This window comes from Pseudomonas sp. B3G-3, assembly GCF_028640915.1.
GTDB classification, from domain to species: Bacteria; Pseudomonadota; Gammaproteobacteria; order Pseudomonadales; family Pseudomonadaceae; genus Aquipseudomonas; species Aquipseudomonas chlororaphis_I.
The window spans coordinates 1-25,024 of sequence record NZ_JAQZAB010000107.1 but is presented as its reverse complement, the minus strand read 5'-3'; the positions used below and the strand labels follow the sequence as shown (position 1 = coordinate 25,024).

At 62.8% G+C, this 25,024-nt stretch carries 24 protein-coding genes; 12 read left to right on the top strand and 12 right to left on the bottom strand.

The features are described 5' to 3' along the window. Positions 1–87 precede the first annotated feature (87 nt). A complete protein-coding gene (locus PVZ80_RS15950; protein WP_028683728.1) occupies positions 88–507 on the top strand; it encodes an NUDIX hydrolase in 420 nt (139 codons plus the stop codon). A gap of 24 nt (positions 508–531) precedes the next feature. Here the strand turns inward: PVZ80_RS15950 and PVZ80_RS15945 are convergent, their stop codons facing one another. Next, a complete protein-coding gene (locus tag PVZ80_RS15945) occupies positions 532–717 on the bottom strand; it encodes a hypothetical protein (protein ID WP_009046705.1) in 186 nt (61 codons plus the stop codon). Positions 718–785: 68 nt separating this feature from the next. Beyond that, positions 786–1,373: a TIGR00730 family Rossman fold protein gene (locus PVZ80_RS15940; RefSeq protein ID WP_009046706.1), complete on the bottom strand. Its 588-nt coding sequence runs from the start codon at positions 1,371–1,373 to the stop codon at positions 786–788. 349 nt (positions 1,374–1,722) lie between these two features. On the opposite strand from PVZ80_RS15940, the gene azu reads away from it, so the two are divergent. Continuing rightward, positions 1,723–2,169 carry an azurin gene (azu, locus tag PVZ80_RS15935; RefSeq protein WP_273864194.1) on the top strand — a complete coding sequence of 149 codons (447 nt, stop codon included), beginning with the start codon at positions 1,723–1,725 and terminating at the stop codon, positions 2,167–2,169. Positions 2,170–2,245: 76 nt separating this feature from the next. Here the strand turns inward: azu and nadE are convergent, their stop codons facing one another. From nadE to PVZ80_RS15920, 3 genes are all read right to left on the bottom strand, one after another. Further along, positions 2,246–3,073 carry an ammonia-dependent NAD(+) synthetase gene (gene nadE / locus PVZ80_RS15930; protein ID WP_016704116.1) on the bottom strand — a complete coding sequence of 276 codons (828 nt, stop codon included), beginning with the start codon at positions 3,071–3,073 and terminating at the stop codon, positions 2,246–2,248. 3 nt (positions 3,074–3,076) lie between these two features. After that, positions 3,077–4,303 carry a nicotinate phosphoribosyltransferase gene (pncB, locus tag PVZ80_RS15925; RefSeq protein ID WP_009046709.1) on the bottom strand — a complete coding sequence of 409 codons (1,227 nt, stop codon included), beginning with the start codon at positions 4,301–4,303 and terminating at the stop codon, positions 3,077–3,079. Between the two features lie 206 nt (positions 4,304–4,509). After that, on the bottom strand, positions 4,510–5,415 hold the full coding sequence (locus tag PVZ80_RS15920; RefSeq protein WP_009046710.1) for a LysR family transcriptional regulator: 906 nt from the start codon (positions 5,413–5,415) through the stop codon (positions 4,510–4,512). 163 nt (positions 5,416–5,578) lie between these two features. On the opposite strand from PVZ80_RS15920, the gene amaB reads away from it, so the two are divergent. The 9 genes from amaB to PVZ80_RS15875 all read left to right on the top strand — a co-directional run bounded on the left by amaB (position 5,579) and on the right by PVZ80_RS15875 (position 16,843). Beyond that, entirely contained in the window at positions 5,579–7,069 is a 1,491-nt protein-coding gene (gene amaB, locus PVZ80_RS15915) for an L-piperidine-6-carboxylate dehydrogenase (RefSeq protein WP_273864193.1), read from the top strand. Between the two features lie 87 nt (positions 7,070–7,156). After that, the gene (gene amaA, locus PVZ80_RS15910) at positions 7,157–8,440 is read left to right on the top strand and encodes an L-pipecolate oxidase (RefSeq protein ID WP_273864192.1); all 1,284 of its coding nucleotides are present in this window, start codon (positions 7,157–7,159) and stop codon (positions 8,438–8,440) included. 362 nt (positions 8,441–8,802) lie between these two features. Continuing rightward, positions 8,803–9,939 (top strand): branched-chain amino acid ABC transporter substrate-binding protein, encoded by a 1,137-nt coding sequence (locus PVZ80_RS15905; protein ID WP_009046713.1) that lies wholly within the window; start codon positions 8,803–8,805, stop codon positions 9,937–9,939. 179 nt (positions 9,940–10,118) lie between these two features. Further along, on the top strand, positions 10,119–11,033 hold the full coding sequence (locus PVZ80_RS15900) for an ABC transporter permease subunit (RefSeq protein ID WP_009046714.1): 915 nt from the start codon (positions 10,119–10,121) through the stop codon (positions 11,031–11,033). A 2-nt stretch (positions 11,034–11,035) separates the two neighbouring features. Beyond that, the gene (gene livM / locus PVZ80_RS15895) at positions 11,036–12,331 is read left to right on the top strand and encodes a high-affinity branched-chain amino acid ABC transporter permease LivM (RefSeq protein ID WP_009046715.1); all 1,296 of its coding nucleotides are present in this window, start codon (positions 11,036–11,038) and stop codon (positions 12,329–12,331) included. Next, positions 12,328–13,203, top strand: a complete 876-nt coding sequence (locus PVZ80_RS15890) for an ABC transporter ATP-binding protein (protein ID WP_009046716.1) — start codon at positions 12,328–12,330, stop codon at positions 13,201–13,203. Before livM ends, PVZ80_RS15890 begins: the two co-directional genes overlap by 4 nt. After that, the gene (locus PVZ80_RS15885; RefSeq protein WP_009046717.1) at positions 13,200–13,919 is read left to right on the top strand and encodes an ABC transporter ATP-binding protein; all 720 of its coding nucleotides are present in this window, start codon (positions 13,200–13,202) and stop codon (positions 13,917–13,919) included. The genes PVZ80_RS15890 and PVZ80_RS15885 overlap by 4 nt, the downstream gene beginning before the upstream one ends. Before the next feature lie 984 nt (positions 13,920–14,903). Beyond that, positions 14,904–15,671, top strand: a complete 768-nt coding sequence (locus PVZ80_RS15880; RefSeq protein WP_016704113.1) for an SDR family oxidoreductase — start codon at positions 14,904–14,906, stop codon at positions 15,669–15,671. A gap of 266 nt (positions 15,672–15,937) precedes the next feature. Further along, positions 15,938–16,843, top strand: a complete 906-nt coding sequence (locus tag PVZ80_RS15875) for a cation diffusion facilitator family transporter (RefSeq protein ID WP_009046718.1) — start codon at positions 15,938–15,940, stop codon at positions 16,841–16,843. Between the two features lie 101 nt (positions 16,844–16,944). Here the strand turns inward: PVZ80_RS15875 and PVZ80_RS15870 are convergent, their stop codons facing one another. From PVZ80_RS15870 to PVZ80_RS15840, 7 genes are all read right to left on the bottom strand, one after another. Then, positions 16,945–18,078, bottom strand: coding sequence for an AGE family epimerase/isomerase (locus PVZ80_RS15870; protein ID WP_124354544.1), 1,134 nt, complete (start codon positions 18,076–18,078; stop codon positions 16,945–16,947). A 170-nt stretch (positions 18,079–18,248) separates the two neighbouring features. Continuing rightward, positions 18,249–18,821, bottom strand: a complete 573-nt coding sequence (locus PVZ80_RS15865; protein WP_009046720.1) for a HupE/UreJ family protein — start codon at positions 18,819–18,821, stop codon at positions 18,249–18,251. 36 nt (positions 18,822–18,857) lie between these two features. Further along, on the bottom strand, positions 18,858–19,472 hold the full coding sequence (ureG, locus tag PVZ80_RS15860; RefSeq protein WP_009046721.1) for an urease accessory protein UreG: 615 nt from the start codon (positions 19,470–19,472) through the stop codon (positions 18,858–18,860). Between the two features lie 53 nt (positions 19,473–19,525). Continuing rightward, the gene (locus PVZ80_RS15855; RefSeq protein ID WP_028683724.1) at positions 19,526–20,200 is read right to left on the bottom strand and encodes an urease accessory protein UreF; all 675 of its coding nucleotides are present in this window, start codon (positions 20,198–20,200) and stop codon (positions 19,526–19,528) included. Continuing rightward, positions 20,197–20,697: an urease accessory protein UreE gene (ureE, locus tag PVZ80_RS15850; RefSeq protein ID WP_023970250.1), complete on the bottom strand. Its 501-nt coding sequence runs from the start codon at positions 20,695–20,697 to the stop codon at positions 20,197–20,199. Before ureE ends, PVZ80_RS15855 begins: the two co-directional genes overlap by 4 nt. A gap of 267 nt (positions 20,698–20,964) precedes the next feature. Further along, positions 20,965–21,597 (bottom strand): TetR family transcriptional regulator, encoded by a 633-nt coding sequence (locus PVZ80_RS15845; RefSeq protein WP_009046724.1) that lies wholly within the window; start codon positions 21,595–21,597, stop codon positions 20,965–20,967. 240 nt (positions 21,598–21,837) lie between these two features. Beyond that, positions 21,838–22,302, bottom strand: coding sequence for a hypothetical protein (locus PVZ80_RS15840; RefSeq protein WP_009046725.1), 465 nt, complete (start codon positions 22,300–22,302; stop codon positions 21,838–21,840). 389 nt (positions 22,303–22,691) lie between these two features. On the opposite strand from PVZ80_RS15840, the gene PVZ80_RS15835 reads away from it, so the two are divergent. After that, complete coding sequence (locus PVZ80_RS15835) at positions 22,692–24,767, top strand: AsmA family protein (RefSeq protein WP_273864191.1); 2,076 nt, start codon at positions 22,692–22,694, stop codon at positions 24,765–24,767. The last annotated feature ends 257 nt before the right edge of the window (positions 24,768–25,024 follow it).

Here is a 25,024-nt window from a genome sequence, read left to right as displayed (position 1 = left end):
AGAATCGTCCTGCGGCCTCAAAAACACGGCCGCTACGCACCCGGGCGCAGCCTTCGGCAGCGGCTACAGGCTTTACAGGAGTGGCTTATGTTCCCGGTATCGATCAAGGGCGTGCTGCAATCCCCCGAAGGGCTGGTGGTGCTGATGCTCAACGAGCGTGACGAATGGGAGCTGCCCGGCGGGCGGATCGAGCTGGGGGAGACGGCGCCGCAATGCCTGGCGCGGGAGATCGAGGAAGAGCTGGACGTGCAGGTGGCGGTGGCGGAGCCGCTGGATTCGTACCTATTCGAGGTCATTCCCGGCAAGCATGTCTTTATCTCGACCTATCGCTGCCGGCTCCTGGGCGGTTTTGTGCCAACCGTCAGCCACGAGCACAAGGAAATCGGCCTGTTCGCAGCCGACCAGCTACCGGCCAACTTGCCACAGGGTTATCGCGATTCGATTGTCAAAGCGTTGGGTATCCGAGGGTCGGTAATGGATAGCCGACCCCAGATCCCGAGGGCCTGACAGGAGTATCAGGCCTGGCGGGTCTCAGGCTTTGGGGGCCTGATCGTCTACTGCATTGGCGTCGTCGACGGCCACTTCGTCTTCTGTATCCGGGCTCGGTGCGCCGGCTTCTTCAGCGGCCGCTTTCTTGCGTTGCAGCTTTTCCTCTTTCTTCTGCTCCTTTGCCAGGTCTCGCTGACGTTTGGCGAAGGAGTAATTGGGTTTAGCCATGGGCGATCCTCTGGGGTCGAAGGTGAGGTTGAGCGGCGCGTATTCTGCCTTGTATCGGGGGCCGGCGGTTAATCGGGTTTTTGCTCGGCCCATTTGGGGGCGACCGTGGGTTGCCAGGCCTCCAGCGCATCCAGCAGTTTGCGCGGCGAATCGCTCACTTGCAGCATGTCACGGTGCGGGGCGCGAACGAAGCCTTCGCCGACGATGTGATCGAGAAAACCCGTGAGTTTCTCGTAGAAGCCATTCACTTCCAGCAACCCCAGGGGCTTGGCGTGATAGCCCAGCTGGCCCCAGGTCCAGACCTCGAACAACTCTTCCAGGGTGCCCAGGCCACCCGGCAGCGCGATAAAGGCATCGCTCAGCTCGGCCATGCGTGCCTTGCGGGCGTGCATGCCGTCGACCACCTCCAGGCGCGTCAGGCCCGGATGGCCGATTTCCTTGTCCTTGAGGCTCTGGGGAATGATGCCGATGACTTCACCTCCGGCCGCCAGGGCCGCGTCGGCGACTAGGCCCATCAGGCCGACAGCGCCACCGCCATAGACCAGGGTCAGTTTGCGTTCGGCCAGATGGCGCCCGAGGGCTTCGGCGGCCTCGCGGTAGGCCGGGTTGGTGCCGGTGCTGGCACCGCAGAACACGCATACAGACGTTAAAGACATGCCTTACTCCATGGTCGGTGAGGGCCACAGAGTAATGGCTGGTCGGCCGCGCTCCAAGGGTCAATCCTCGCGGCGGGGGCTTTCATAGGTGCCGCTGGCGCCACAGGCGTAGGCGGCGAGCAGGCTGCGGAACAGGCTGTTGAGGTGCATGGCAGACACTCCGATAGTGATGTGCGCCGAGCATAGATCCGCGGCCGTTAGCTGGCTGTTTGATTCTCTCGATCAAGCCGATAGCGCAAAGTTGTATACAATTTCTTGATTTGAATCATAGGAACTTGTGAAAAATTCAGGCAGTCTTCACCCTCATGGATTCAGATGGATTTTGTTAACCCTGCCTTGGAGATTCACCATGTTTGCCAAACTCGTTGTGGTATCCCTGTTGACACTGGCCAGCAGCCAGCTGATGGCCGCCGAATGCAAGGTCGATGTCGACTCTACCGACCAGATGTCCTTCAACACGAAGGAAATCACCATCGACAAGAGCTGCAAGACCTTCACCGTGAACCTGACCCATTCCGGCAGCCTGCCGAAGAACGTCATGGGCCATAACTGGGTGCTGAGCAAAAGCGCGGACATGGCCGGCATCGCGACCGACGGCATGGCTGCCGGCATCGACAAGGACTACCTGAAGCCAGGCGACAGCCGCGTCATCGCCCACACCAAGATCATCGGCTCTGGCGAAAAAGACTCGGTGACTTTCGACGTGTCGAAGCTGACCGCGGGCGAAAGCTACGAGTTCTTCTGCTCGTTCCCGGGCCACAACTCGATGATGAAAGGCGCCGTGGTGCTGAAGTGATCGGTTGATTCCGAGTGATAAAAAAAGCGCCCTTCGGGGCGCTTTTTTTGTGCCTGGAACTGCGTATACAGGCTGTTTATGGCGCGAACGGCATCACGCGTTTGTGATGGGTCTTGTTGTAGGTGTTGCAGATGATCTTGAACGCTTCCTCGCGTACCGGCTGGCCGTGGAGGAAGGCGTCGATCTCGGCGTAGGTCACGCCGTGGGAGGCTTCATCCGGCTTGCCGGGAGACAGGTCTTCGAGGTCGGCGGTAGGGATCTTCTCCACCAGCGACTCCGGCGCGCCGAAATGCCGGGCAACGGCGCGCACCTGGTTCTTCACCAGCCCGCTCAGCGGCGCCAGGTCGCAGGCGCCGTCGCCGAACTTGGTGAAGAAGCCCATCACCGCTTCGGCGGCGTGGTCGGTGCCGATCACCAGGCCGTGGGCGGCGCCGGCGATGGTGTACTGCGCGACCATGCGCATGCGCGCCTTGGTATTGCCGAGCACGAAGTCCCGGGTTACCGCCTGATGGCCTTCGAAGGCCGCCACTTCATTGGCCAGGGACTTGACCGCCGGCCCGATGTTCACAGTGTGGCGCTCGTCGGGTTCGATGAAGTCCACCGAGGCCTGGGCATCGTGCTCGTCGAACTGCACGTCGTACGGCAGGCGCACGGCGATGAAACGATAGCCCTGGTCGCCGCTGCTGGCGCGCAGTTCGCGCACCGCCCGCTGGGCCAGCAGGCCTGCGGTCAGGGAGTCGACGCCACCGCTAATGCCCAGTACCAGGGTCTTGAGCCCGGAATTGAGCAGGCATTGCTGGATGAACGCGACCCGCCGGGCGACTTCTGCCTCGAGATCGGCCTGGTCCTTGAAAGGGGGTTGGACCTTGAGCTGTTCAGCAATCTCACGCTGTACGGCTTGCATGATTCACTCCTTGCTTGATGTGCCAGAAAGGGCGGCAGGTACTTGGAAAACGTGGCGCAGATAAGCGACGAAGTTGGGATCCTTGCAATGGGTCTTGCCCGCTTCGTCGGAGATCTTGGCGACGGGCTGGCCATTGCAGGCGGCCATTTTAAGCACGATGCTCATCGGCTCGACACCGGGAATATCGCACGTCAGGTTGGTGCCGATACCGAAGCTGACATTGATCCGACCACGCAGCGCGCGAAAAATCTCCAGGGACTTGGGCAGCGTCAGGCTGTCGGAGAACACCAGGGTCTTGCTCATCGGCTCGATGCCCAGTTTCAGGTAATGGGCGATAGCCTTTTCCGCCCAGACGATCGGATCGCCCGAGTCGTGGCGCAAACCGTCGAACAGCTTGGCGAAATACAGATCGAAATCGTTGAGGAAGGCGTCGGTGGTGATGCAGTCGGTCAGGGCGATCCCCAGCAGGCCACGGTATTCGCGGACCCAGCAGTCGAGGGCGGCGATCTGGCTGTCGATCAGCCGCGGCCCCAGTTGCTGGTGGGCCATGATCCACTCATGGGCCATGGTGCCCAGGGGTTTCATGTCCAGCTCGCGGGACAGGTGCACGTTGCTGGTGCCGACGAAACGCCCGGGGAAGTCGTGCTTGAGCACGTTCACCACTTCTTCCTGGACCCGGTACGAGAAGCGCCGACGGGTGCCGAAGTCGGCCACTTGCAGGTGCGACAATTCGTCGGCGCTGGCGTTGGCGCTCAGCCAGTCGAACTTGCGATACAACTGTTCGCGGGCCTGTTCCAGGACGACTTCGCGGTAGCGATAGCGGTTACGCACCTCGCTGACGATCGCCAGCATCGGCACTTCGAACAGGATCACGTGCAGCCAGGGCCCACGCAGGCGGATGAACAGCTCGCCGTTCTCGATACCGGTATGCACATAGCGCAGGTTGAAGCGGAACAGCCCGAGAAAGCGCAGGAAGTCCGGCTTCAGGAAGCTGATGCGCTCCAGAAAGCTCAACTGGTCGGCGCTCAGGCTCAGGTCGGCCAGGCGCTCGAACTGATAGCGGATCTCCGCCAGATAAGGGCGCAGGTCCTCGCTGTTGCGGCAGCGGAATTCCCATTCGACTTCCACATTGGGGTAGTTGTGCAGCACCGCCTGCATCATGGTCAGTTTGTAGAAGTCGGTGTCGAGCAGGTTCTGCACGATGCGATCGGCAAACACACTCTCGCTCATAACGGGAATCTCCATGCTGGCCACGATGAAGGACGCGGCTTTCCAGCTTGTTCAATGAAGGCAGTAGTGGCGCATATCCGCTGTGGGTTTTGCCAGCGTTTTTTGCTTGAAGGCATTGTCAGGGCTGCCGGCCTTATCGCGAGCAAGCTCGCTCCTACAGGTGCTGCGCTGTTCATGTAGGAGCGAGCTTGCTCGCGATGGCGTTCTCAGGCCGGCGTCGGGCTGTCGATCTGCTCCAGCATCCAGCGTACGAACTCCCGTACCTTGGGCACTTCGGCCGCATGTTCGGGGTAGGCCAGGTAGTAGGCATCGTGGCTGGGCATCGCGTAGTCCCAGGCCAGCACCAGTTTGCCCTCGGCCAGCTCTTCCTCCACCAGGAACCGCGGCAGCAGGGCGACGCCGCAGCCGACCTGGGCGGCCCGGATGCACATGTAGAAGGTTTCGAAGCGCGGACCATGATAGCTGTGCTCGGTGTGGTAACCCTGGCTGTCGAACCAGTCATGCCAGGCCTGCGGCCGCGAGGCCAGTTGCAGCAGCACCAGTTCGGCCAGTTGCGTCGGGTCGGTGAACGGCTTGTCCGGCAGGCTACCGGGCGCGCAGACCGCCACCAGCTCTTCGCCGAACAACTTCAGGCACTCGGTGCCGGGGCGCGAGCCCTGGCCGAAATAGAACGCCATGTCGCTGCGGCCTTGCAGCAGGTCGTCGGCTTCCTGTTCGTTGCACAGGTCCAGGTGGATCTGCGGATGGCGCAGGCGCCAGCCCTTGAGACGCGGCACCAGCCAGCGCGCGCCGAAGGTCGACGGGGTGGACACCCGCAGGACTTCGGTTTCGCCACCGTAGGAACGCAGGTAATGGGTCGACATCTCGATCTGCGAGAGGATCTTGCGCACCTCCACCAGGTACAGATCGCCGGCCGGGGTCAGTTGCAGGCGCCGGCGTACCCGGCGAAACAGCAGGTGCTGCAGGAGTTCTTCCAGCTGCGCGACCTGCTTGCTGACCGCGCTCTGGGTCAGGTTCAGTTCCTCGGCGGCGCGGGTGAAGCTCAGGTGCCGGGTGACGGCCTCGAAACACTGCAGGGCGGTGATCGAGGGCAGGTAGCGTTTGTTCAGCATCGAGGGTTCCTTGTTCTTGTCTCGGCTGCGCAGCATGAATAAACGGAATGATATCTCGCCTAATCGTCGTTTGTTGGCAAGTCTCGGGCCGGCTACAACTACAGATCTGAATAGCCGTGTCAGCGGCTGCGATTTTTTGCTTTCCATCTGTAAGGAGTGACCCATGGTTGCCGCATTGCTTGATCGTCTTGGTGTGAACCCGGCCCTGTATCAATCGGGCAAGCAGCCCGTGCATTCGCCGATCGACGGCAGCCGCATCGCCTCCGTGAACTGGCAGGGCGCGGCCGAGGTGGAACAGCAGGTCAGTCGCGCGGAGCATGCATTCGAGCTGTGGCGCAAGGTGCCGGCACCGCGTCGCGGCGAGCTGGTGCGCCAGTTCGGCGAAGTGCTGCGCGAATACAAGGCCGACCTTGGTGAGCTGGTGTCCTGGGAAGCCGGCAAGATCACCCAGGAAGGCCTGGGCGAAGTGCAGGAAATGATCGACATCTGCGACTTCGCGGTCGGCCTGTCGCGCCAGCTGTACGGCCTGACCATCGCCTCCGAGCGTCCAGGCCACCATATGCGCGAAACCTGGCACCCGCTGGGCATCGTCGGGGTGATCAGCGCGTTCAACTTCCCGGTCGCGGTCTGGGCCTGGAACACCACCCTGGCGCTGGTCTGCGGCAACCCGGTGATCTGGAAACCCTCGGAAAAGACCCCGCTGACCGCCCTGGCCTGCCAGGCGTTGTTCGAGCGCGTGCTGAAGAACTTCAGCGATGCCCCCGAATACCTGAGCCAGGTGATCATCGGTGGGCGCGACGCCGGCGAAGCGCTGGTGGACGACCCGCGCGTGGCCCTGATCAGTGCCACCGGCAGCACCCGCATGGGCCGCGAAGTGGCGCCGAAAGTCGCCGCGCGTTTCGCCCGCAGCATCCTCGAACTGGGCGGCAACAACGCGATGATCCTGGGGCCGAGCGCCGACCTGGACATGGCCGTGCGCGCCATCCTGTTCAGCGCCGTCGGTACCGCCGGCCAGCGCTGCACGACGTTGCGCCGGCTGATTGCCCATGAGTCGGTGAAGGAAGAAATCGTCACCCGCCTCAAGGCCGCCTACTCCAAGGTGCGCATCGGCCATCCGCTGCAAGGCAACCTGATCGGTCCGCTGATCGACAAGCACAGCTTCGACAACATGCAGGATGCGCTGGAGCAGGCCCTGAGCGAGGGCGGCCGGGTGTTCGGCGGCAAGCGCCAGTTGCAAGACCAGTTCCCCAACGCTTATTACGTATCGCCGGCGATCGTCGAGATGCCGGAACAGAGCGACGTGGTGTGCAGCGAGACCTTCGCGCCGATTCTCTATGTGGTGGGCTACAGCTATTTCGCCGAAGCGCTGCGCCTGAACAACGCCGTGCCGCAAGGCCTGTCGTCCTGCATCTTCACCACCGATGTGCGTGAGGCCGAGCAGTTCATGTCGGCGGTGGGCAGCGACTGCGGCATCGCCAACGTCAACATCGGCCCCAGCGGCGCGGAAATCGGCGGCGCCTTCGGTGGCGAGAAGGAAACCGGCGGTGGCCGCGAATCCGGTTCCGATGCCTGGCGCGCCTATATGCGCCGGCAGACCAACACCGTGAACTACTCGCTGGAGTTGCCATTGGCCCAAGGCATCAGTTTTGAGTAGCAGCGGCAAGCTGCAAGCCACAAGCTGCAAGTGAGGTTGCTTGCAGCTTGACGCTTGTAGCTGACCGCTGCTCCGCAAGGAGCTCCTATGTCGTTACGCGAAGAATGCCTGTGGGAAAAACTGACGCCGCACAGGCCTGACAATGCCCCGCTCAAGGGCGAGGTCACGGTGGATGTCTGCGTGATCGGCGCGGGCTTTACCGGCCTGTCGGCCGCCGTGCACCTGCTGGAGCAGGGCAAGAGGGTCTGTGTACTGGAAGCCCATCGCACCGGTCACGGTGGTTCGGGGCGCAACGTGGGGCTGGTGAACGCGGGGATGTGGATCCCACCGGACGAGATCGAAGCCGGTTTCGGCGAGGCGGTCGGCAGCCAGCTCAACCGCATGCTGGGGGCGGCGCCGGCCCTGGTGTTCAGCCTGATCGACAAATACCGCATCGATTGCCAGCTGCGCCGCGAAGGCACCTTGCACATGGCGCACAACGCTCGGGGCGAGGCCGATCTGCGCAGCCGGGAAGCCCAGTGGAAGCGCCGGGGCGCGCCGGTCGAGCTGTTGACCGGGGCGGCCTGTGAAACCGCCACCGGCACCCGGAAGATCGCCGCCGCCTTGCTCGATCGCCGGGCCGGCACGGTCAATCCGATGGCCTATGTCAGTGGCCTGGCCAAGGCCACGGTCGACCTGGGGGGGCAGCTGTTCGACCACTCGCCGGTGACCCGTCTCGAACGCCAGGGCCAGCGCTGGTCGGTGCAGACCGCGCAAGGCTCGGTGCTGGCCGAGCAGGTGGTGATTGCCTCCAACGCCTACACCGAAGGCGACTGGACCGAATTGCGGCGCAATTTCTTCCCCGGTTACTACTACCAGGTCGCTTCCAGGCCGCTGACCGAGGAAGCCGCGCAGCGGATCCTGCCGGGTGGCCAGGGCTCCTGGGATACCCGCCAGGTGCTCAGCAGCATTCGCCGGGACGCCGACGGCCGCCTGTTGCTGGGCAGCCTGGGCAATGGCAACCAGAAGCCGGCCTGGTTCCTCAAGGCCTGGGCCGACCGGGTGCAGCAGCATTATTTCCCCTACCTGAAAACGGTGGAGTGGGAGTGCACCTGGACCGGCTGCATCGCCTTTACCCCCGATCACCTGATGCGCCTGTTCGAGCCGGCGCCCGGCCTGGTGGCCGTCACCGGCTACAACGGCCGGGGCGTGACCACGGGCACCGTGGTTGGCAAGGCGTTCGCCGATTACCTGTGTAACGGAAATCCTCAGGCCTTGCCGATTCCCTTCGCCCCCATGCAGCCCCTGGCCGGCGTGAGCTTGCGCAGTTGCCTGTACGAGGCCGGGTTCTCGCTGTATCACGCGGGCCAGTGCCTGCGCATCGTTATCTGACAGAGGAAATATGTTGCACGGTGCGGCGCTTTTCGGCGCAGCGACTAGCCTGTAGTGGTGCGGGGCGTAGCAGTCCCGCACCAGTAGTGTGCAGTTCGGTTACGCAGGCTGTTACAGGCTGGTTGCACGTTGATTTGCGCCGCGGTTGCAATGATGGCGCAGGCGGGTTGCGCCTGATGTTTTGTAGGGTTTTACCTTCCGCGGTTTAGACGGTTGCACGCCCAATAAAAAAGGGCTCGAAACAGTCGAAATAACAATAAAAGAGCGACTTTTTTCAGAATAAAAAACCAATGGCACGGCCCTTGCTCTGAGCATTCGGTGAAGTCGCAGTGCCAACTAAAAAAACCTTGGAGCACCACCTCATGTCCCAGACGTTTTACAAGAAAGGCTTTCTGGCCCTCGCAGTGGCAGCTGCGTTGGGCGTTTCTGCGTTTGCTCAGGCCGACCTCAAGATCGGCGTAGCGGGTCCCATGACAGGCGCCAACGCGGCATTTGGCGAGCAGTACATGAAGGGTGCACAGGCAGCGGCTGACGAAATCAACGCCAAGGGCGGCGTCAACGGCGAGAAGATCGTCCTGGTCAAGGGCGACGATGCCTGCGAACCGAAACAGGCTGTGGCCGTAGCCAACCGCCTGGTCGACCAGGACAAGGTGATCGGCGTGGTCGGGCACTTCTGCTCCTCCAACACCATTCCCGCTTCCGAGGTGTACGACGAAGCTGGCGTGATCGCCATCACCCCGGGCTCCACCAACCCGCAGGTCACCGAGCGTGGCCTCTCCGCCATGTTCCGCATGTGCGGGCGTGACGACCAGCAGGGCATCGTCGCCGGCGACTACATCGTCGATGTGCTCAAGGGCAAGAAAGTCGTGGTGCTGCACGACAAGGACACCTACGGCCAGGGCCTGGCGGACGCCACCAAGGCACAGCTGAGCAAGCGCGGCGTGACGCCGGTGCTGTACGAAGGCCTGACCCGTGGCGAAAAAGACTTCAGCGCCGTGGTCACCAAGATCCGCGCCGCCGGTGCCGATGTCGTCTACTTCGGCGGCCTGCATCCGGAAGCCGGCCCGCTGGTCCGCCAGCTGCGCGAGCAGGGCCTGAAAGACGTCAAGTTCATGTCCGACGACGGTATCGTCACCGACGAACTGGTGACCACCGCTGGCGGCCCGCAGTACGTCGACGGTGTGTACATGACCTTCGGCGCCGACCCACGCCTGCTGCCGGACAGCAAGACCGTGGTCGACGCTTTCCGCAAGGCCGGCACCGAGCCTGAAGGCTACACCCTGTATGCTTACGCGTCGGTCCAGGCCCTGGCTGCCGGCTTCAACGGCGCCAAATCCAACAAGGGCGAAGACGCCGCCAAGTGGCTCAAGGCCAACCCGGTGAAAACCGTGATGGGCGAGAAGACCTGGGACGCCAAGGGCGACCTGAAAGTCTCCGACTACGTGGTTTACCAGTGGGACAAGGACGGCAAATACCACCAGCTGGAAAAACAGAAGTGACATGAGCGTCCGGGCAGGCCGGCTCATCCTTCAGGGGAGGGCGCAGGCCTGCCGCATGCGTGTCCGTGCAGTACCTGTCTTTTCTCGTAGAGCTGCACAACTGTCGTGTTGCGCGGGTGGTTGAACCCCAGGCCGTCGTATCCGCTGTGTGCAGTCTCTCAAATGCGTGAGATTGCGTTATGGATGGTATTTTCCTGCAGCAACTGATCAATGGACTGACCCTCGGGTCTGTCTATGGTCTGATCGCCATCGGCTACACAATGGTCTATGGCATCATTGGCATGATCAACTTCGCCCACGGCGAGGTTTACATGATTTCCGCTTACCTCGCGGCAATCAGTCTGGCTCTGCTGGCCTACTTCGGCATCGAATCCTTCCCGCTGCTCATTCTCGGTACCCTGGTCTTCACCGTCGTCGTGACGGGGATCTACGGCTGGGTCATCGAGCGCGTCGCCTATAAACCCCTGCGCAACTCCACCCGCCTGGCGCCGCTGATCAGCGCCATCGGGATCTCGCTGATCCTGCAGAACTACGCGCAGATCAGCCAGGGCGCCAAGCAACAAGGTGTACCGACGCTGCTGGCCGGCGCCTGGAAGGTCGAGATCGGCACCGGTTTCGTCCAGCTCACCTACACCAAGATCTTCATCCTGGTGGCAGCATTCGCCGGCATGGCGTTGCTCACCTACATCATCAAGTACACCAAGCTCGGCCGCATGTGCCGCGCCACCCAGCAAGACCGCAAGATGGCCTCGATCCTCGGGATCAACACCGACCGGGTGATTTCCTACGTGTTCATCATCGGCGCCGCCATGGCTGCGCTGGCGGGTGTACTGATCACCATGAACTACGGCACGTTCGACTTCTATGCCGGCTTCGTCATCGGCATCAAGGCGTTCACCGCGGCGGTCCTCGGCGGCATCGGGTCGCTGCCGGGCGCGATGCTCGGCGGGATCATCCTCGGGATCTCCGAGTCGCTGTTCTCCGGTCTGATCAACTCCGACTACAAAGACGTGTTCAGTTTCTCGCTGCTGGTGCTGATTCTGATCTTCCGTCCCCAAGGCCTGCTGGGTCGCCCACTCGTGGCGAAGGTATAAGTATGTCTGCTGCCAATAAACCGATTGATATCAAAAAGAGCGTCATCGACGCCGTGCTGGCCGGGCTGATCTCGCTGATCGTGTTCGGTCCTATCGTGGGTGTGGTACTCGAGGGCTACAGCTTCAACCTGCAACCGGCCCGCGTCGGCTGGCTGGTGGCGATCGTGATGATCGGCCGCTTTGCCTTGAGCCTGTTCCTGCAGACGCCCAAGGGCCTGAGGATCCTCCAGGGTTTCGAAAGCAGCAGCTCCGGTGTGCATGTGCGGGCGCCGGACTACAAGTCGCGGCTGCGCTGGATCATCCCGGCGCTGATCGTGATCGCCATCGTCTTCCCGTTCTTCGCCAACAAGTACCTGCTGACCGTGGTCATCCTCGGCCTGATCTACGTGCTGCTGGGCCTGGGGCTGAACATCGTGGTTGGCCTGGCCGGGCTGCTCGACCTGGGGTACGTGGCGTTCTACGCCATCGGTGCCTACGGCCTGGCGCTGGGTTACCAGTACCTGGGCCTGGGCTTCTGGACCGTGCTGCCCCTGGCGGCTCTCGCCGCGGCGCTGGCGGGGTGCATACTCGGCTTCCCGGTGTTGCGCATGCACGGTGACTACCTGGCCATCGTGACCCTGGGCTTCGGCGAGATCATCCGCCTGATCCTCAACAACTGGCTGTCCTTCACCGGCGGCCCGAACGGCATGCCGGTGCCGTCGCCGACCATCTTCGGCCTGGAGTTCGGACGGCGGGCGAAGGATGGCGGGGTGCCGTTCCACGAGTTCTTCGGCCTGGAATACAACCCCAACCTGAAATTCCTGTTCATCTACATCGTGCTGTTCATCGTGGTGCTGCTGGTGCTCTACATCAAGCACCGGCTGACCCGCATGCCGGTCGGCCGGGCCTGGGAAGCGCTGCGCGAAGACGAGATCGCCTGCCGCGCCATGGGCCTGAACCATGTGCTGGTGAAACTCTCGGCCTTCACCATCGGCGCCTCGACCGCCGGCCTGGCCGGGGTGTTCTTCGCCAGCTACCAGGGCTTCGTGAACCCCTCGTCCTTCACCTTCTTCGAGTCGGCGCTGATCCTGGCCATCGTGGTCCTGGGCGGCATGGGTTCGACCGTCGGCGTGGTGATCGCGGCGTTCGTGCTGACCGTGGCGCCGGAGCTGCTGCGCAGTTTCTCCGAGTACCGGGTGCTGCTGTTCGGCATCCTCATGGTGTTGATGATGATCTGGCGACCCCGGGGCCTGATTCGTATCAGCCGCACCGGCGTGACCCCGCGCAAGGGTGCCTTGACCGAGAGGAGCGCATCATGAGCGATGAAGTGATCCTGAAGGTCGAGAACCTGATGATGCACTTCGGTGGCATCAAGGCCCTGAGCGACGTCAGCCTGGAGGTCAAGCGCAACTCCATCTTCGCCCTGATCGGCCCCAACGGTGCCGGCAAGACCACGGTGTTCAACTGCCTGACCGGTTTCTACAAGGCCACGGGCGGGCATATCGCCCTGAATACCCGGGGCACGCCGACCAATGTCATCAAGCTGCTGGGCGAGCCGTTCCGGGTGACCGACTTCGTGTCGCCCAAGCGTTTTGCCAGCCGGCTGTTCTACAAGATGTTCGGCGGTACCCATCTGGTGAACCGGGCGGGCCTGGCGCGGACCTTCCAGAACATTCGCCTGTTCAGGGAAATGTCGGTGCTGGAGAACCTGCTGGTGGCCCAGCACATGTGGGTCAACCGCAACCTGCTGTCCGGCATCCTCAATACCAAGAGTTACCAGAAGGCCGAAAGCGATGCGCTGGACCACGCCTTCTACTGGCTGGAAGTGGTGGACCTGGTGGACTGCGCCAACCGCTTGGCCGGCGAGTTGTCCTACGGCCAGCAACGCCGCCTGGAAATCGCCCGCGCCATGTGCACCCGGCCGCAGATCATCTGCCTCGACGAACCGGCCGCCGGCCTCAACCCCCAGGAAACCGAAGCGCTCAGCGCGATGATCCGGCTGCTGCGCGACGAGCATGACCTGACCGTGGTGCTGATTGAACATGACATGGGCATGGTGATGAGTATTTCCGACCATATCGTGGTGCTCGACCACGGTAACGTGATCGCCGAGGGCGGGCCCGAAGCGATCCGCAACGACCCGAAAGTGATTGCCGCCTACCTGGGTGCGGACGAAGAGGAGCTGGTATGACGACTGCACCTATCCTCGAACTCAAGGACCTGGACGTGTACTACGGGCCGATCCAGGCCCTGAAGAAAGTCTCGCTGCACATCAACGAAGGTGAAACCGTGAGCCTGATCGGCTCCAACGGTGCCGGCAAGTCCACGCTGCTGATGTCGATTTTCGGCCAGCCGCGGGCCGAGTCCGGGCAGATCATCTATCGCGGTGTGGACATCACCCACAAGTCCTCGCACTACATCGCCTCCAACGGCATCGCCCAGTCGCCGGAAGGGCGCCGGGTGTTTCCGGACATGACGGTGGAAGAGAACCTGCTGATGGGCACCATCCCCATCGGCGACAAGTACGCCACCGAAGACATGCAGCGCATGTTCGAACTGTTCCCGCGGCTCAAGGAACGTCGGACCCAGCGGGCCATGACCATGTCCGGCGGCGAGCAGCAGATGCTCGCCATCGCCCGCGCGCTGATGAGCCGTCCCAAGCTGCTGTTGCTGGACGAACCGAGCCTGGGGCTGGCGCCAATCGTGGTGAAGCAGATCTTCGCCACCCTGCGCGAGCTGGCCTCCACCGGCATGACCATCTTCCTGGTCGAGCAGAACGCCAACCACGCGCTGAAGCTGTCGGACCGGGCCTATGTGATGGTCAACGGCGAGATCCGCCTGAGCGGTACCGGCAAGGAACTGCTGGTCAACGAGGAGGTGCGTAACGCGTATCTGGGCGGGCACTGAGCCTGTTTGCGCTGGCTGAAACATGCCCCGCCGGTTTATTCCGGCGGGGCATTTTTTATCCACACCCCGTCCTGTAGGAGCGAGGCTTGCCCGCGATGAACGATAACGCGGTATACCGGACGAAAAACGTGAAGCAAGCCTCGCTCCTACAGACGCCGGCGGCAGCGGATGACCTTGTCCACAGCCGAAACCGAAAATTGTGGAAAACATTCTGCGCAAGCTGGCAAAGCGCGGCATAAAGACGCTGCAAATAGTTGTTTTGCCACGGTTTTGACTTGTCCCCGTTTGCTGTGGAACTGGCTGTGGGTAACGTGGGAGTAGCTGGCTGTACGCCTTGATCGGCGTGGCCTGCAGGCTGTTGATTGTTTTTTGATCAGGCTTTTTTGTCGGACATCGAGCAGCCGTTGTCAACCTTTTTATTGTCGCAGGCAAAGGGCGAAAACACCCTGGAAAAGCCTGTGGATAAGTCTGTGACTAAACTCTGGAAAGACTCGCCAAGGCAGCGTCGTTACTGGCTTGAAGCCATCCCCTGCCTGACCGCCCGGCCGCCTTCGTCGGCCGGGGCTGCATGGACGCCATGCCCGGGTCAAGCAAAAAACTTTCTAAACCGCCTGCAGCCCCTGTGGATAGCGGCTTGCAGACTTTTGCACTTGCCCCCAAAGACTGTGGAGCGTCCTGTGGATAAGGTGCGTGCATATGGCTGCGGACCACGACCTGCATGGCTTGGCGGAGGTTGGTCGTTTTTTGTACAGTTGGCCGCCCCTGTAGCCGCTGCCGCAGGCTGCGATCGACCTCGAAGAGGGCGTGCTCTTCAAGATCGCTGCAAGGCCCTCCGGGCCTTATCGCAGCCTTCGGCAGCGGCTACAGGGGAAGCTGATAGCCTGGCTCGCACAACCTCCGGTTGCCGCTGCGATTCAGGCCGGGCATGCTGCGAAACGATTTTTCATTTCCACGGCGGTTCGACGCCCCAGCAAGGAGAACACCATGACTTCCACCCTGTTTATTACCGGCGCGACCTCCGGTTTTGGCGAAGCCTGTGCCCGTCGTTTTGCCGAGGCCGGCTGGTCGCTGGTGCTGACCGGGCGCCGCGAAGAGCGTCTCAACGCCCTGTGCGCCGAACTGTCGAAGCAGACCGAAGTGCACGGCCTGGTGCTCGATGTGCGGGACCGCAAGGCCATGGAAGAAGCGATCGCCAACCTGCCGCCGTCCTTTGCCAAGCTGCGCGGGCTGATCAACAACGCCGGCCTGGCCCTGGGGGTCGACCCGGCGCCCAAGTGCGACCTGGACGACTGGGACACCATGGTCGACACCAACATCAAGGGCCTGATGTACAGCACCCGCCTGCTGCTGCCCCGCCTGATCGCCCATGGCCGCGGCGCCGGCATCGTCAACCTCGGTTCCATCGCCGGCAACTACCCGTATCCGGGCAGCCACGTGTATGGCGCGAGCAAGGCGTTCGTCAAACAGTTCTCCCTGAACCTGCGTTGCGACCTGCAAGGCACCGGTGTGCGGGTGACCAACATCGAGCCGGGCCTGTGCGAAAGCGAGTTCTCGCTGGTGCGCTTCAAGGGCGACCAGGAGCGTTATGACGCCACCTATGCCGGTGCCGAGCCGATCCAGCCGCAGGACATCGCCGACACCATCTTCTGGGTGCTCAACACGCCGGCCCACGTCAATATCAACAGCCTGGAGCTGATGCCGGTAAGCCAGACCTGGGCCGGCTTCGCCATCGAGCGCAACGCCAAGGGCTGAATGCTCCGCCTGTAGCCGCTGCCGCAGGCTGCGATCGACCGGGAACCGGTCGCAGGATCTCAAGATCTCAAGATCGCTGAAGGTCCTGCGACCAACGTGGCCCGGACCATCGCAGCCTGCGGCAGCGGCTACACGCCTCGCTGCCGATGCGTTTGGCAACACAACCGTTCAGGCCTGAATCAGCCCGCACAAGGTAGACTCCCGCTCCGCAACCCACCGCGGCCTTGCATCAAGGCTGCGATTTCAAAGGTTCTCGAGGAGGAAATGTGAGTAACCGAGGTGAGCAGGTACTGCTCAAACAATCGACCATCCTGATGTTCGCCGTGGCGATCGCCGCGATCGTCACGGGGTTTTTTTCCGGTTCCCAATCGATTCTGTTCGATGGTTTTTTTTCGCTGATCGCGACCGTCATCAAGGTCCTGATGCTGATCACCGCCAAGCTGATCGCCAAGGAAAGCAACCAGCGCTTTCAGTTCGGCTTCTGGCACCTGGAACCGATGGTGCTGCTGATCGAAGGCAGCTTTTTGTTGCTGATTGCGATCTATGCCTTTCTCAGCGGTATGTTCGGCATCATCAACGGTGGCCGCGAGATCGAACTGGGCCTGGTGATCCCTTTTGCGATGGTGCTTAGCGTCGTCTGCTTCGCCTATTTCTTCTACGTCCGTTATCGCAATCGCACGTTGAAATCCTCGTTGATCCAGTTCGACAACGTCAGCTGGCTGGTGGACGCGATGCTCTCGGTCGGCTTGCTGGTGAGCTTTCTCATCGCGTTGCTGCTCAAGACCCAGGGTTATGGCCAGTGGGCCGCTTACGTCGACCCGTCAATCCTGATCCTGCTGGCCCTGAGCATGCTTGCGCCGGCCCTCAATATTCTCAAGCCAGCGTTACGCGATGTACTGGGAATTGTCCCGGACCAACTGGATGACAAGGTTCGCCAAGTGATGGACAAGGCGAAAGTCGAGCATGGCTTTGCCGACTACATCTCGTATGTGCAGAAGCATGGACGGGCGCGGTTCATCGAGATTCACATCGTGCTGCCGGCGGACTATCCGTTGCAGGGCGTGGCGACGCTGGACACGCTGCGCGAGGAGATATCCACACAGCTCGGCAAGGCGGATGCGGCGCGCTGGTTGACCATCAGCTTTACCGGCGATCGCAAGTGGATTGCCTGAGGCCTTCCTGAGCGCAGGCGCTCAATCGCGAGCAAGCTCGCTCCTACAAAGGACCACGCGATCCTGTAGGAGCGAAGCTTGCTCGCGATAGCGGTTGACGATCAGCCGAAGTATTCGGCCAGACCGAGATAACAGGTCGCCAGGTGATAAGGCGTGGTCGACGGCATGTCCCGGCGGCTGAGTACGCCATGGGCGTCCAGGCATTCGTTCCAGCCCTTGGCATGCAGGAAGTGTTTTTGCAGCGCCCGCAACTGGTGTTGCAGGCGTTCGGCGCTGCCCTGGCGCAAGGTCAGGGCGCGCAGGTATTCGGCCTGGGCCCAGATGCGTTGGGTCGGGTCGAGCACATCGCCCTCGACACTCAGCATCCCGCTCACCGCACCGCTGTGGTTATCCACACCGACCTGCTCGGCATAGGCAAAGGCCCGTTCCAGCGAGGCGTGCAGCGGGCAGCCAAACAGCAGAGGCGAGGATTGCAACAGGAAGAACCATTCGAACTGATGCCCCGGCTCGAACCAGTTATCCACAGCCCCCAGTGGTTTCTCCATCATCAGCCCATGCTGTGGCTCGATGAAGCGTTGCTGCATGCCCTCGCACAAGGCCAGCAATGCGCCTTGCACGGCGGCGTCGTCACGCACGGCCAGAGTAGCGAGGAAGGCTTCGGCCAGGTGCATCAGCGGGTTCTGCAACGGACCGGAGGCCAGGGACGACCAGTCTTCGGCGAGGACTGCCTCGTACAGGCCATCGCCGCTGGCAAAACGCTCGGCCACCACTTTCAGCGCGGCGTTGAGCACCGACTCCACCAGCGGCTCGCGGACCTTGGCCCAGTAATGGGCGCAGGCAAAGATGATGAAGGCGTGGGTATAGAGGTCTTTGCGCCTGTCCAGCGGCGTGCCTTGGGCATCGATGCTGTAGAACCAGCCGCCATGTTCGGCGTCGTGGAAGTGCCGTTGCAGGGAACGGAACAGCGCCGCGGCGCGCTCTTGGGCAAGCGGCGTACGGCCATCGCCGATCAGGCTGGAAAACAGGTACAGCTGCCGGGCGCAGGCCATGGCCCGATAACGTTGCGGCGGCAGCGGGGCATGCTCGGCGTCCAGCGCCTCGAAGGGCAAAGCCAGCTCCGGATTCCAGCCCGGCCCCTGCCAGAGCGGCACGATCACGGTGTGGAAATGCTGCTGTACGGCCTTGAACAGGGCGGTCGATTCAGACGGGGAAACGGGGCTGGAAACATCGGGCATTGGCTGGCGTCGTCACGGCAGGGTGGAATGCGCGACATGGTAGCAGAGAAGGCCCCGGGGAGCGGTGTCGGGCCGGCGCCCGTAATCGCGAGCAAGCTCGCTCCTACAGTGACGGCGCTGTTCCTGTAGGAGCGAGCTTGCTCGCGAAAAAATGCCTCAAACGACGCGCATCAGCCAGCCAGTAACCAGGCACCGGTCAGTGCCGAGGCCGCACCCGCCAGGCGTACCAGCGGCGCGGCGGCCTGTGGCAGGACCCGTACCACGGCGTAACCGGCCGCGTGCAGTGCCGCGGTGGCAGCGACGAAGCCTGCGGCATAGGTCCAGGGGCTGGACATGTCCGGCAGTTCCAGGCCGTGGGCCACACCGTGGAACAGGGCGAACAGCGCAGTGGCGGCCACCGCCAGGCTTAGCGGCGGACGCACCGCCAAAGCCACGGCCAGGCCGAGGGCCAGGACCGATGCGGCGATCCCGCTTTCCAGGGCCGGCAGGTTCAGCCCTTCAAAACCCAGCACGCCGCCGATCAGCATGGTGCCGACGAAGGTGCAGGGCAGTGCCCAGCGCGCCGCGCCTTGCTGCTGCGCGGCCCACAGGCCGACCGCAACCATCGCCAGCAGGTGGTCGAGGCCGCCGATCGGGTGGCTGATGCCGGCCATCAGGCCGTTGTCGCCGTGGCCCGGGTGAGCGAAGGCCAGGGCCGGTGTCAGCAGCAGGGCGAGGGTGCCGAGAATACGTTTGAGGGTCATGGACAGGCTTCCTTGTTGAGCTTTTGAAAATAACGATCAGGCCGCGGTCAGCAGTCCCTGGCGTTCGATAAAGGCGATGATTTCCTCCAGGCCCTGGCCGGTCTTCTGATTGCTGAAGACGAACGGTTTGCCGCCGCGCATGCGCCGGGTATCGCCGTCCATCATCTCCAGCGAAGCGCCGACCAGGGGCGCCAGGTCGATCTTGTTGATCACCAGCAGGTCGGACTTGCAGATGCCCGGGCCACCCTTGCGCGGCAGCTTGTCGCCCGCCGACACGTCGATCACGTAGATGGTCAGGTCGGACAGCTCGGGGCTGAAGGTCGCCGACAGGTTGTCGCCGCCGGACTCCACCAGAATCAGGTCGAGGCCGGGAAAACGCCGGTTCAACTGGTCCACCGCTTCGAGGTTGATCGAGGCGTCTTCGCGAATCGCCGTGTGCGGGCAGCCGCCGGTTTCCACGCCGATGATGCGCTCGGGCGCCAGGGCCTCGTTGCGCACCAGGAAGTCGGCGTCTTCGCGGGTGTAGATATCGTTAGTCACCACTGCCAGGTTGTAGCGCTCGCGCAGGGCCAGGCACAGGGCCAGGGTCAGGGCGGTCTTGCCTGAGCCCACCGGGCCGCCGATGCCGACACGCAGAGGTTGTGTGTTCATGCGACTCTCCAAAATAAAAGACACCCAAGTAAAAGGCGCCGAAGTAACAGGACTTATGAACGGAACAGGCGGCTGTACTGGCGCTCATGGGCCATGCACGCCAGGGACAGGCCGAAGGCGGCGCTGCCGTAATGTTCGGGGTCGAGGTTCGAGGCATTGCGCTGGGCCTGTTGCAACAGCGGCAGCAGTTCGCTGGTCAGGCGCTGGGCGGCTTGCTGGCCCAGGGGTAGGGTTTTCATCAGCACCGCCAGCTGGTTTTCCAGCCAACTCCACAGCCAGGCGGCCAGGGCGTCCTGCGGGCTGATCCGCCAGGCGCGCGCGGCCAGGGCCCAGCCCAGGGCCAGGTGCGGCTCGGTGATCTGCTCGAGAAAGGCGCGGGCTGGCGCATCCAGCTCCGGCAGGCCGTTCAGCAACTGTTGCAGGGAATAGCCCATCTGCCGGCTTTCCTGGTGCAGCTCGCGGGTTTCGCGGCTGGCGCGATGTTCCTGGCACAGCTGCAACAGCTGCGCCCAATCCTCGTCCGTGGCCGCCTGACAATGGGCCAGCAACAGCGGCGCTTCGAAGCGCGCCAGGTTGAGCAGCAACTGGTCGCCGATCCAGCGCCGGGCGCTGTGCGGGTCGTTGACCGTGGCCTGTTCCACGGCCATCTCCAGGCCCTGGGAATAGCTGTAGCCGCCGATCGGCAGCTGTGGACTGGCCAGGCGCAGCAGGGCCCAGGCGGGATTCATGGGCGCACGCCGAACTGGTGCAGCCGTGGCGCGTAGTTGAAGTCCTCGTCGCCGTGGCGGGAATGATGGTGGCCACCGCCGTAGGCGCCGTGTTCCGGCTGGAACGGCGCCTCGATGGTTGCGGTGCTGGCGCCGAGCTGTTCGAGCATGGCCTTGAGCACATAGTCGTCCAGCAGGCGCAGCCAGCCATCGCCGACTTGCAGGGCAACGTGGCGGTTGCCCAGGTGGTAGGCGGCGCGGGTCAGTTCGAAGGCATTGCGGCAGGTGACATGCAGCAGGGTTTCCGCACGCGCGCAGACCCGCACGATCCGGCCATCCTCGGCTTGCAAGCATTCGCCATCGTGCAGCGGCGGCTGGCCACGCTCCAGAAACAGCCCGACGTCTTCGCCGTCGGCACTAAAACAGCGCAAGCGGCTTTTGCTGCGGGCTTCGAAGGTCAGGTGCAACTCGGCGGACCAGTCGGGTTGCGGCGCGATTCTGCGATGAATCACCAGCATTTGAAGGCTTCCAGCTATGAGCGATGCAGGGTGTAGAGCAAGTGCCTTGCCAATCGCCCGGTCTGATCGGAAACAGGGGGGAAACGCCTGAAAATGGGGCAGGCTTCTGTTTTATTTTGTTACAAATTCAGGATTCGAGCTGATTTATAGCACTGACTTGGTGCGCTGTGCTGTTTTTTGATGCGCGACAGAGCGCCGCTCTGGCGCAAGCCAAAGCGGGCAGATAAGGCGTGGAGGAGGTGGGGGCGGTTCAGCGAAGCGGCGGAGTTATTCGGTGCTGCCCAGCCCTTGCCAATGCTTGAGGCCGATAAAGATGAAACGCAGCTGCTGGGTGATCTTCGCCTGGGGCGTGAGGTGTTCGGGCAGGGCTTGCGCGGGCGGGTCGATGATGTCCGGCAAGGTGGCGAACACACTTTTGACGATCAGGTCGGCCATCACCGTCAGGTCGGCGATGTTCAGGTGTTGCAGCTTGGGCATCAGGGTCAGGTCGGCCGCCAGGTCGGAACTGATGTTTTCCCGCAGGCTGGCGATCGCCTGGCGCACCGGCAGCGAACCGCCGTACTGCTCGCGGGCGAGAAACAGGAACTGCGAGCGGTTGGCCGCCACCACGTCGAGGAAGATCCGTACCGAGGCATCGATGATGCCGCCCATGACAAATTCGTTATGGCGCACCAGGCGGATGGTTGCGCGGAAGGTCTGGCCGACTTCGCTGACCAGTTCCAGGCCAAGCTGGTCCATATCGGCGAAATGCCGGTAGAAACCGGTCGGCACGATGCCGGCGGTTTTCGCCACTTCGCGCAGGCTCAGGCTGCCGAATCCGCGGCCGCATTCCATCAGGTGGCGGGCAGCGTCCATCAGAGCGTTGCGAGTCTGTTGTTTCTGTTCGGCGCGGGGCAGCATCGGCTGGCTGGTTTTCTGATCAAGAGAGCGGCGCACTCTAGCAAATCAACTTTGCCGGCGTCGAACCTGGTGGGGGCGGTGGGTTGAAGGCGAGGCTTGGATCGGAGTGGTGGAGCGCAGGACTAAAACGGCGCGGCTCAGGAAAAAACAAAGCCCGATCCAGGGACCGGGCTTTTCTGTAGAGGCATCATAGGCTTGACTCACAGCTGGGTTGCGTTAGGCCAAACGGTCGTTGCCGTCTTAAACCAGACCTTTCTCTTCCAGGCGATCACGGCCGCCTTCAGCTACAGCTTGGCCCAGGGGAGTGCGATCGAAGCCGTCTTCAGCCAGGGTCTGGCCTTGTGGGGTGCGGTCGCTGCCGTCGGAAGCCAGGGTCTGGCCTTGTGGGGTGCGGTCGCTACCGTCGGAAGCCAGGGTCTGACCTTGTGGGGTGCGGTCGCTACCGTCGGAAGCCAGGGTCTGGCCTTGTGGAGTGCGGTCGCTGCCATCGGAAGCCAGGGTCTGGCCTTGTGGAGTGCGGTCGCTGCCATCGGAAGCCAGGGTCTGGCCTTGTGGAGTGCGGTCGCTACCGTCGGCAGCCAGGGTCTGGGTGAATACCGAGGTGCTTGCCTTGACTTGTGGGGTAGCCTGTTCAGCGGCTGGCAGGGCGAAAGCGTTGGCTGCCAGGATCGAGAGGGTCAGGCTAAGCAGTAATTGGCGTTTCATGATGAGTTGCTCCTTGGGAGGGCGATAAAGTGGGTACGGAGCCAATGTTACGCGCGCTAAATCGATATAAAAGTTCATAAAGACAATGGTAATAATCAACAGAATTGATTGTTCAGCCCGAGGGCTCTAGAACGGGCGTTTTCGAAGAAGGGTTTTGCACCGGGGTGGGTATTTTCGACCCATCTGCGCCTCGCAAAAGTGCGGCGGCGGTAACGCCAAGCTGGCGCTTCGGTCAGAAAAATCCGTGCTTTTGTGTCTGAGTCGCGGCTTTTGGGTTAAACCTGCGGGCCGTTTGTCAGTCCTAGTTTCCATGACCGGTGGATTTCAACCCCGGCAGTTCATAAGGGCGTCGCCATCCAGGCGCCCGTCAGCAGTCAGGAGCCCTGTGCATGACGCGCACCCGTAAAATTCTCGCCTGGACAGTCGGTAGCCTTTTCCTGCTGCTGGCCGTGCTGGTACTGATCATCGCGTTCTTCGATTGGAACCGGATCAAGCCGCCACTCAATGCCAAAGTCTCCGAAGAACTGCATCGCCCCTTCGCCATCAACGGCAACCTGGCGGTGATCTGGCAGCGCGAACTCGACGAAGGCGGCTGGCGGGCCTGGGTGCCCTGGCCGCACGTGGTGGCCGAAGACCTGACCCTGGGCAACCCCGAGTGGTCCAAGGCGCCGCAGATGGTCAGCCTCAAGCGCGTCGAATTGCGCATTTCACCCCTGGCGTTGCTGGCGCAGCGCGTGCGCATTCCGCGTATCGACCTCACCGAGCCGAATGCCGCCCTCGAGCGCCTGGCCGACGGCCGCGCCAACTGGACTTTCCAGTTCGACCCGAAAGACCCGAACGCCGAACCCTCCAACTGGGTGGTGGACATCGGCGCCATCGGCTTCGACAAAGGGCATGTCATCCTCAATGACCAAAACCTGAAAACCCGCCTCGACCTGCTGATCGACCCACTGGGCAAGCCGATTCCGTTCAGCGACATCGTTGGCGACAAGGCGGCGAAGAAAGCCGAGGAGAAGGGCGCAGCTCCCCAGTCCTATGCCTTTGCCTTCAAGGCCAAGGGGCAATATCACGGCCAGGCCCTGGCCGGCTCCGGCAAGATTGGCGGCCTGCTGGCGCTGCAGGATGCGAGCAAGCCGTTCCCGCTGCAGGTCCAGGCAACGATCGGCGATACTCGCGTCGAACTGGCCGGCACCCTGACCGATCCGCTGAACCTCGGCGCGCTGGATCTGCGCATGAAGCTCGCCGGCACCAGCCTGGGCAACCTGTACCCGCTGACCGGCGTGACCCTGCCGGACTCGCCGGCCTATGCCACCGATGGCCACCTGAGCGCGCAGCTGCGCGATCCGGCCGGGGCGAAGTTCCAGTACCAGGACTTCAACGGCAAGATCGGCGACAGCGACATTCATGGCAACCTGACCTACGTCGCCAGCCAGCCGCGGCCCAAGCTGACCGGCGCGCTGGTGTCCAATCAGTTGCTGTTCAGCGACCTGGCGCCGCTGATCGGTGCCGACTCCAATGCCGAGCAGAAGGCCCGTGGTGGCGACAGCAAGCAACCGGCGGACAAGGTGCTGCCGGTGGAAGCGTTCCGCACCGAGCGCTGGCGTGACATGGACGCCGATGTCGAATTCACCGGCAAGCGCATCGTCCAAAGCGCCGATTTGCCCTTCACCGACCTGTACACCCATCTGGTGCTCGACGACGGGCGCCTGAGCCTGGAGCCGCTGCGTTTCGGCGTGGCCGGCGGCAAGCTGGATGCGCAGATTCGCCTCAATGGCCAGGCCGCGCCGCTGGAAGGCCGGGCCAAACTGACTGCGCGCAACTTCAAGCTCAAGCAGCTGTTCCCGACCTTCGAGCTGATGAAAACCAGCTTCGGCGAACTCAACGGCGATGCCGATATCGCCGGGCGCGGCAATTCGGTGGCGGCCCTGCTCGGCAGCGCCAACGGCGAGCTGAAGATGCTGATCAACGACGGCGCCATCAGCCGCAGCCTGATGGAGATCGCCGGGCTCAACGTCGGCAACTATGTGATCGGCAAGATGTTTGGCGACAAGGAAGTGAAGATCAATTGCGCCGCCGCCGACTTCGGCATCAAGACCGGCCTGGCCACCAGTCGCCTGTTCGTGTTCGATACCGAGAACGCGATCGTCTACATCGACGGCACCGCGAACATGGCCAGCGAGCAACTGGACCTGACCATCACGCCTGAGTCCAAGGGCCTGCGCCTGTTCTCCCTGCGCTCGCCGCTCTATGTGCAAGGCAAGTTCATCAAGCCGGAGGCCGGGGTCAAGGCCGTGCCGCTGATGTTGCGCGGCGCTGGCATGGTGGCGCTGGGGGTGATCGCCGGGCCGGCGGCCGGGTTGCTGGCGCTGGTGGCGCCGAGCGGTGGCGAGCCGAACCAGTGCGCGCCGCTGCTCGAGCAGATGCGCTCGGGCAAGGCGCCGGTGGCGGTCAAGCCGACCCGCTAAGGCCCGCTTTTCTGTAGGAGCAGCCGGTCGACGCTCGATTGCTCGCGATGAATGATAACGCGGTACTACAGGCACTCCGCGGCGCCTGGATCGCGGGCAAGCCTCGCTCCTACGGGGAGGATGGCCCCACGCATCCAGTGTAGGAGCGAAGCTTGCTCGCGATGAACGATAACGCGGTACTACAGGCACTCCGCGGTGCCTGGATCGCGGGCAAGCCTCGCTCCTACGGGGAGGATGGCCCCACGCATCCAGTGTAG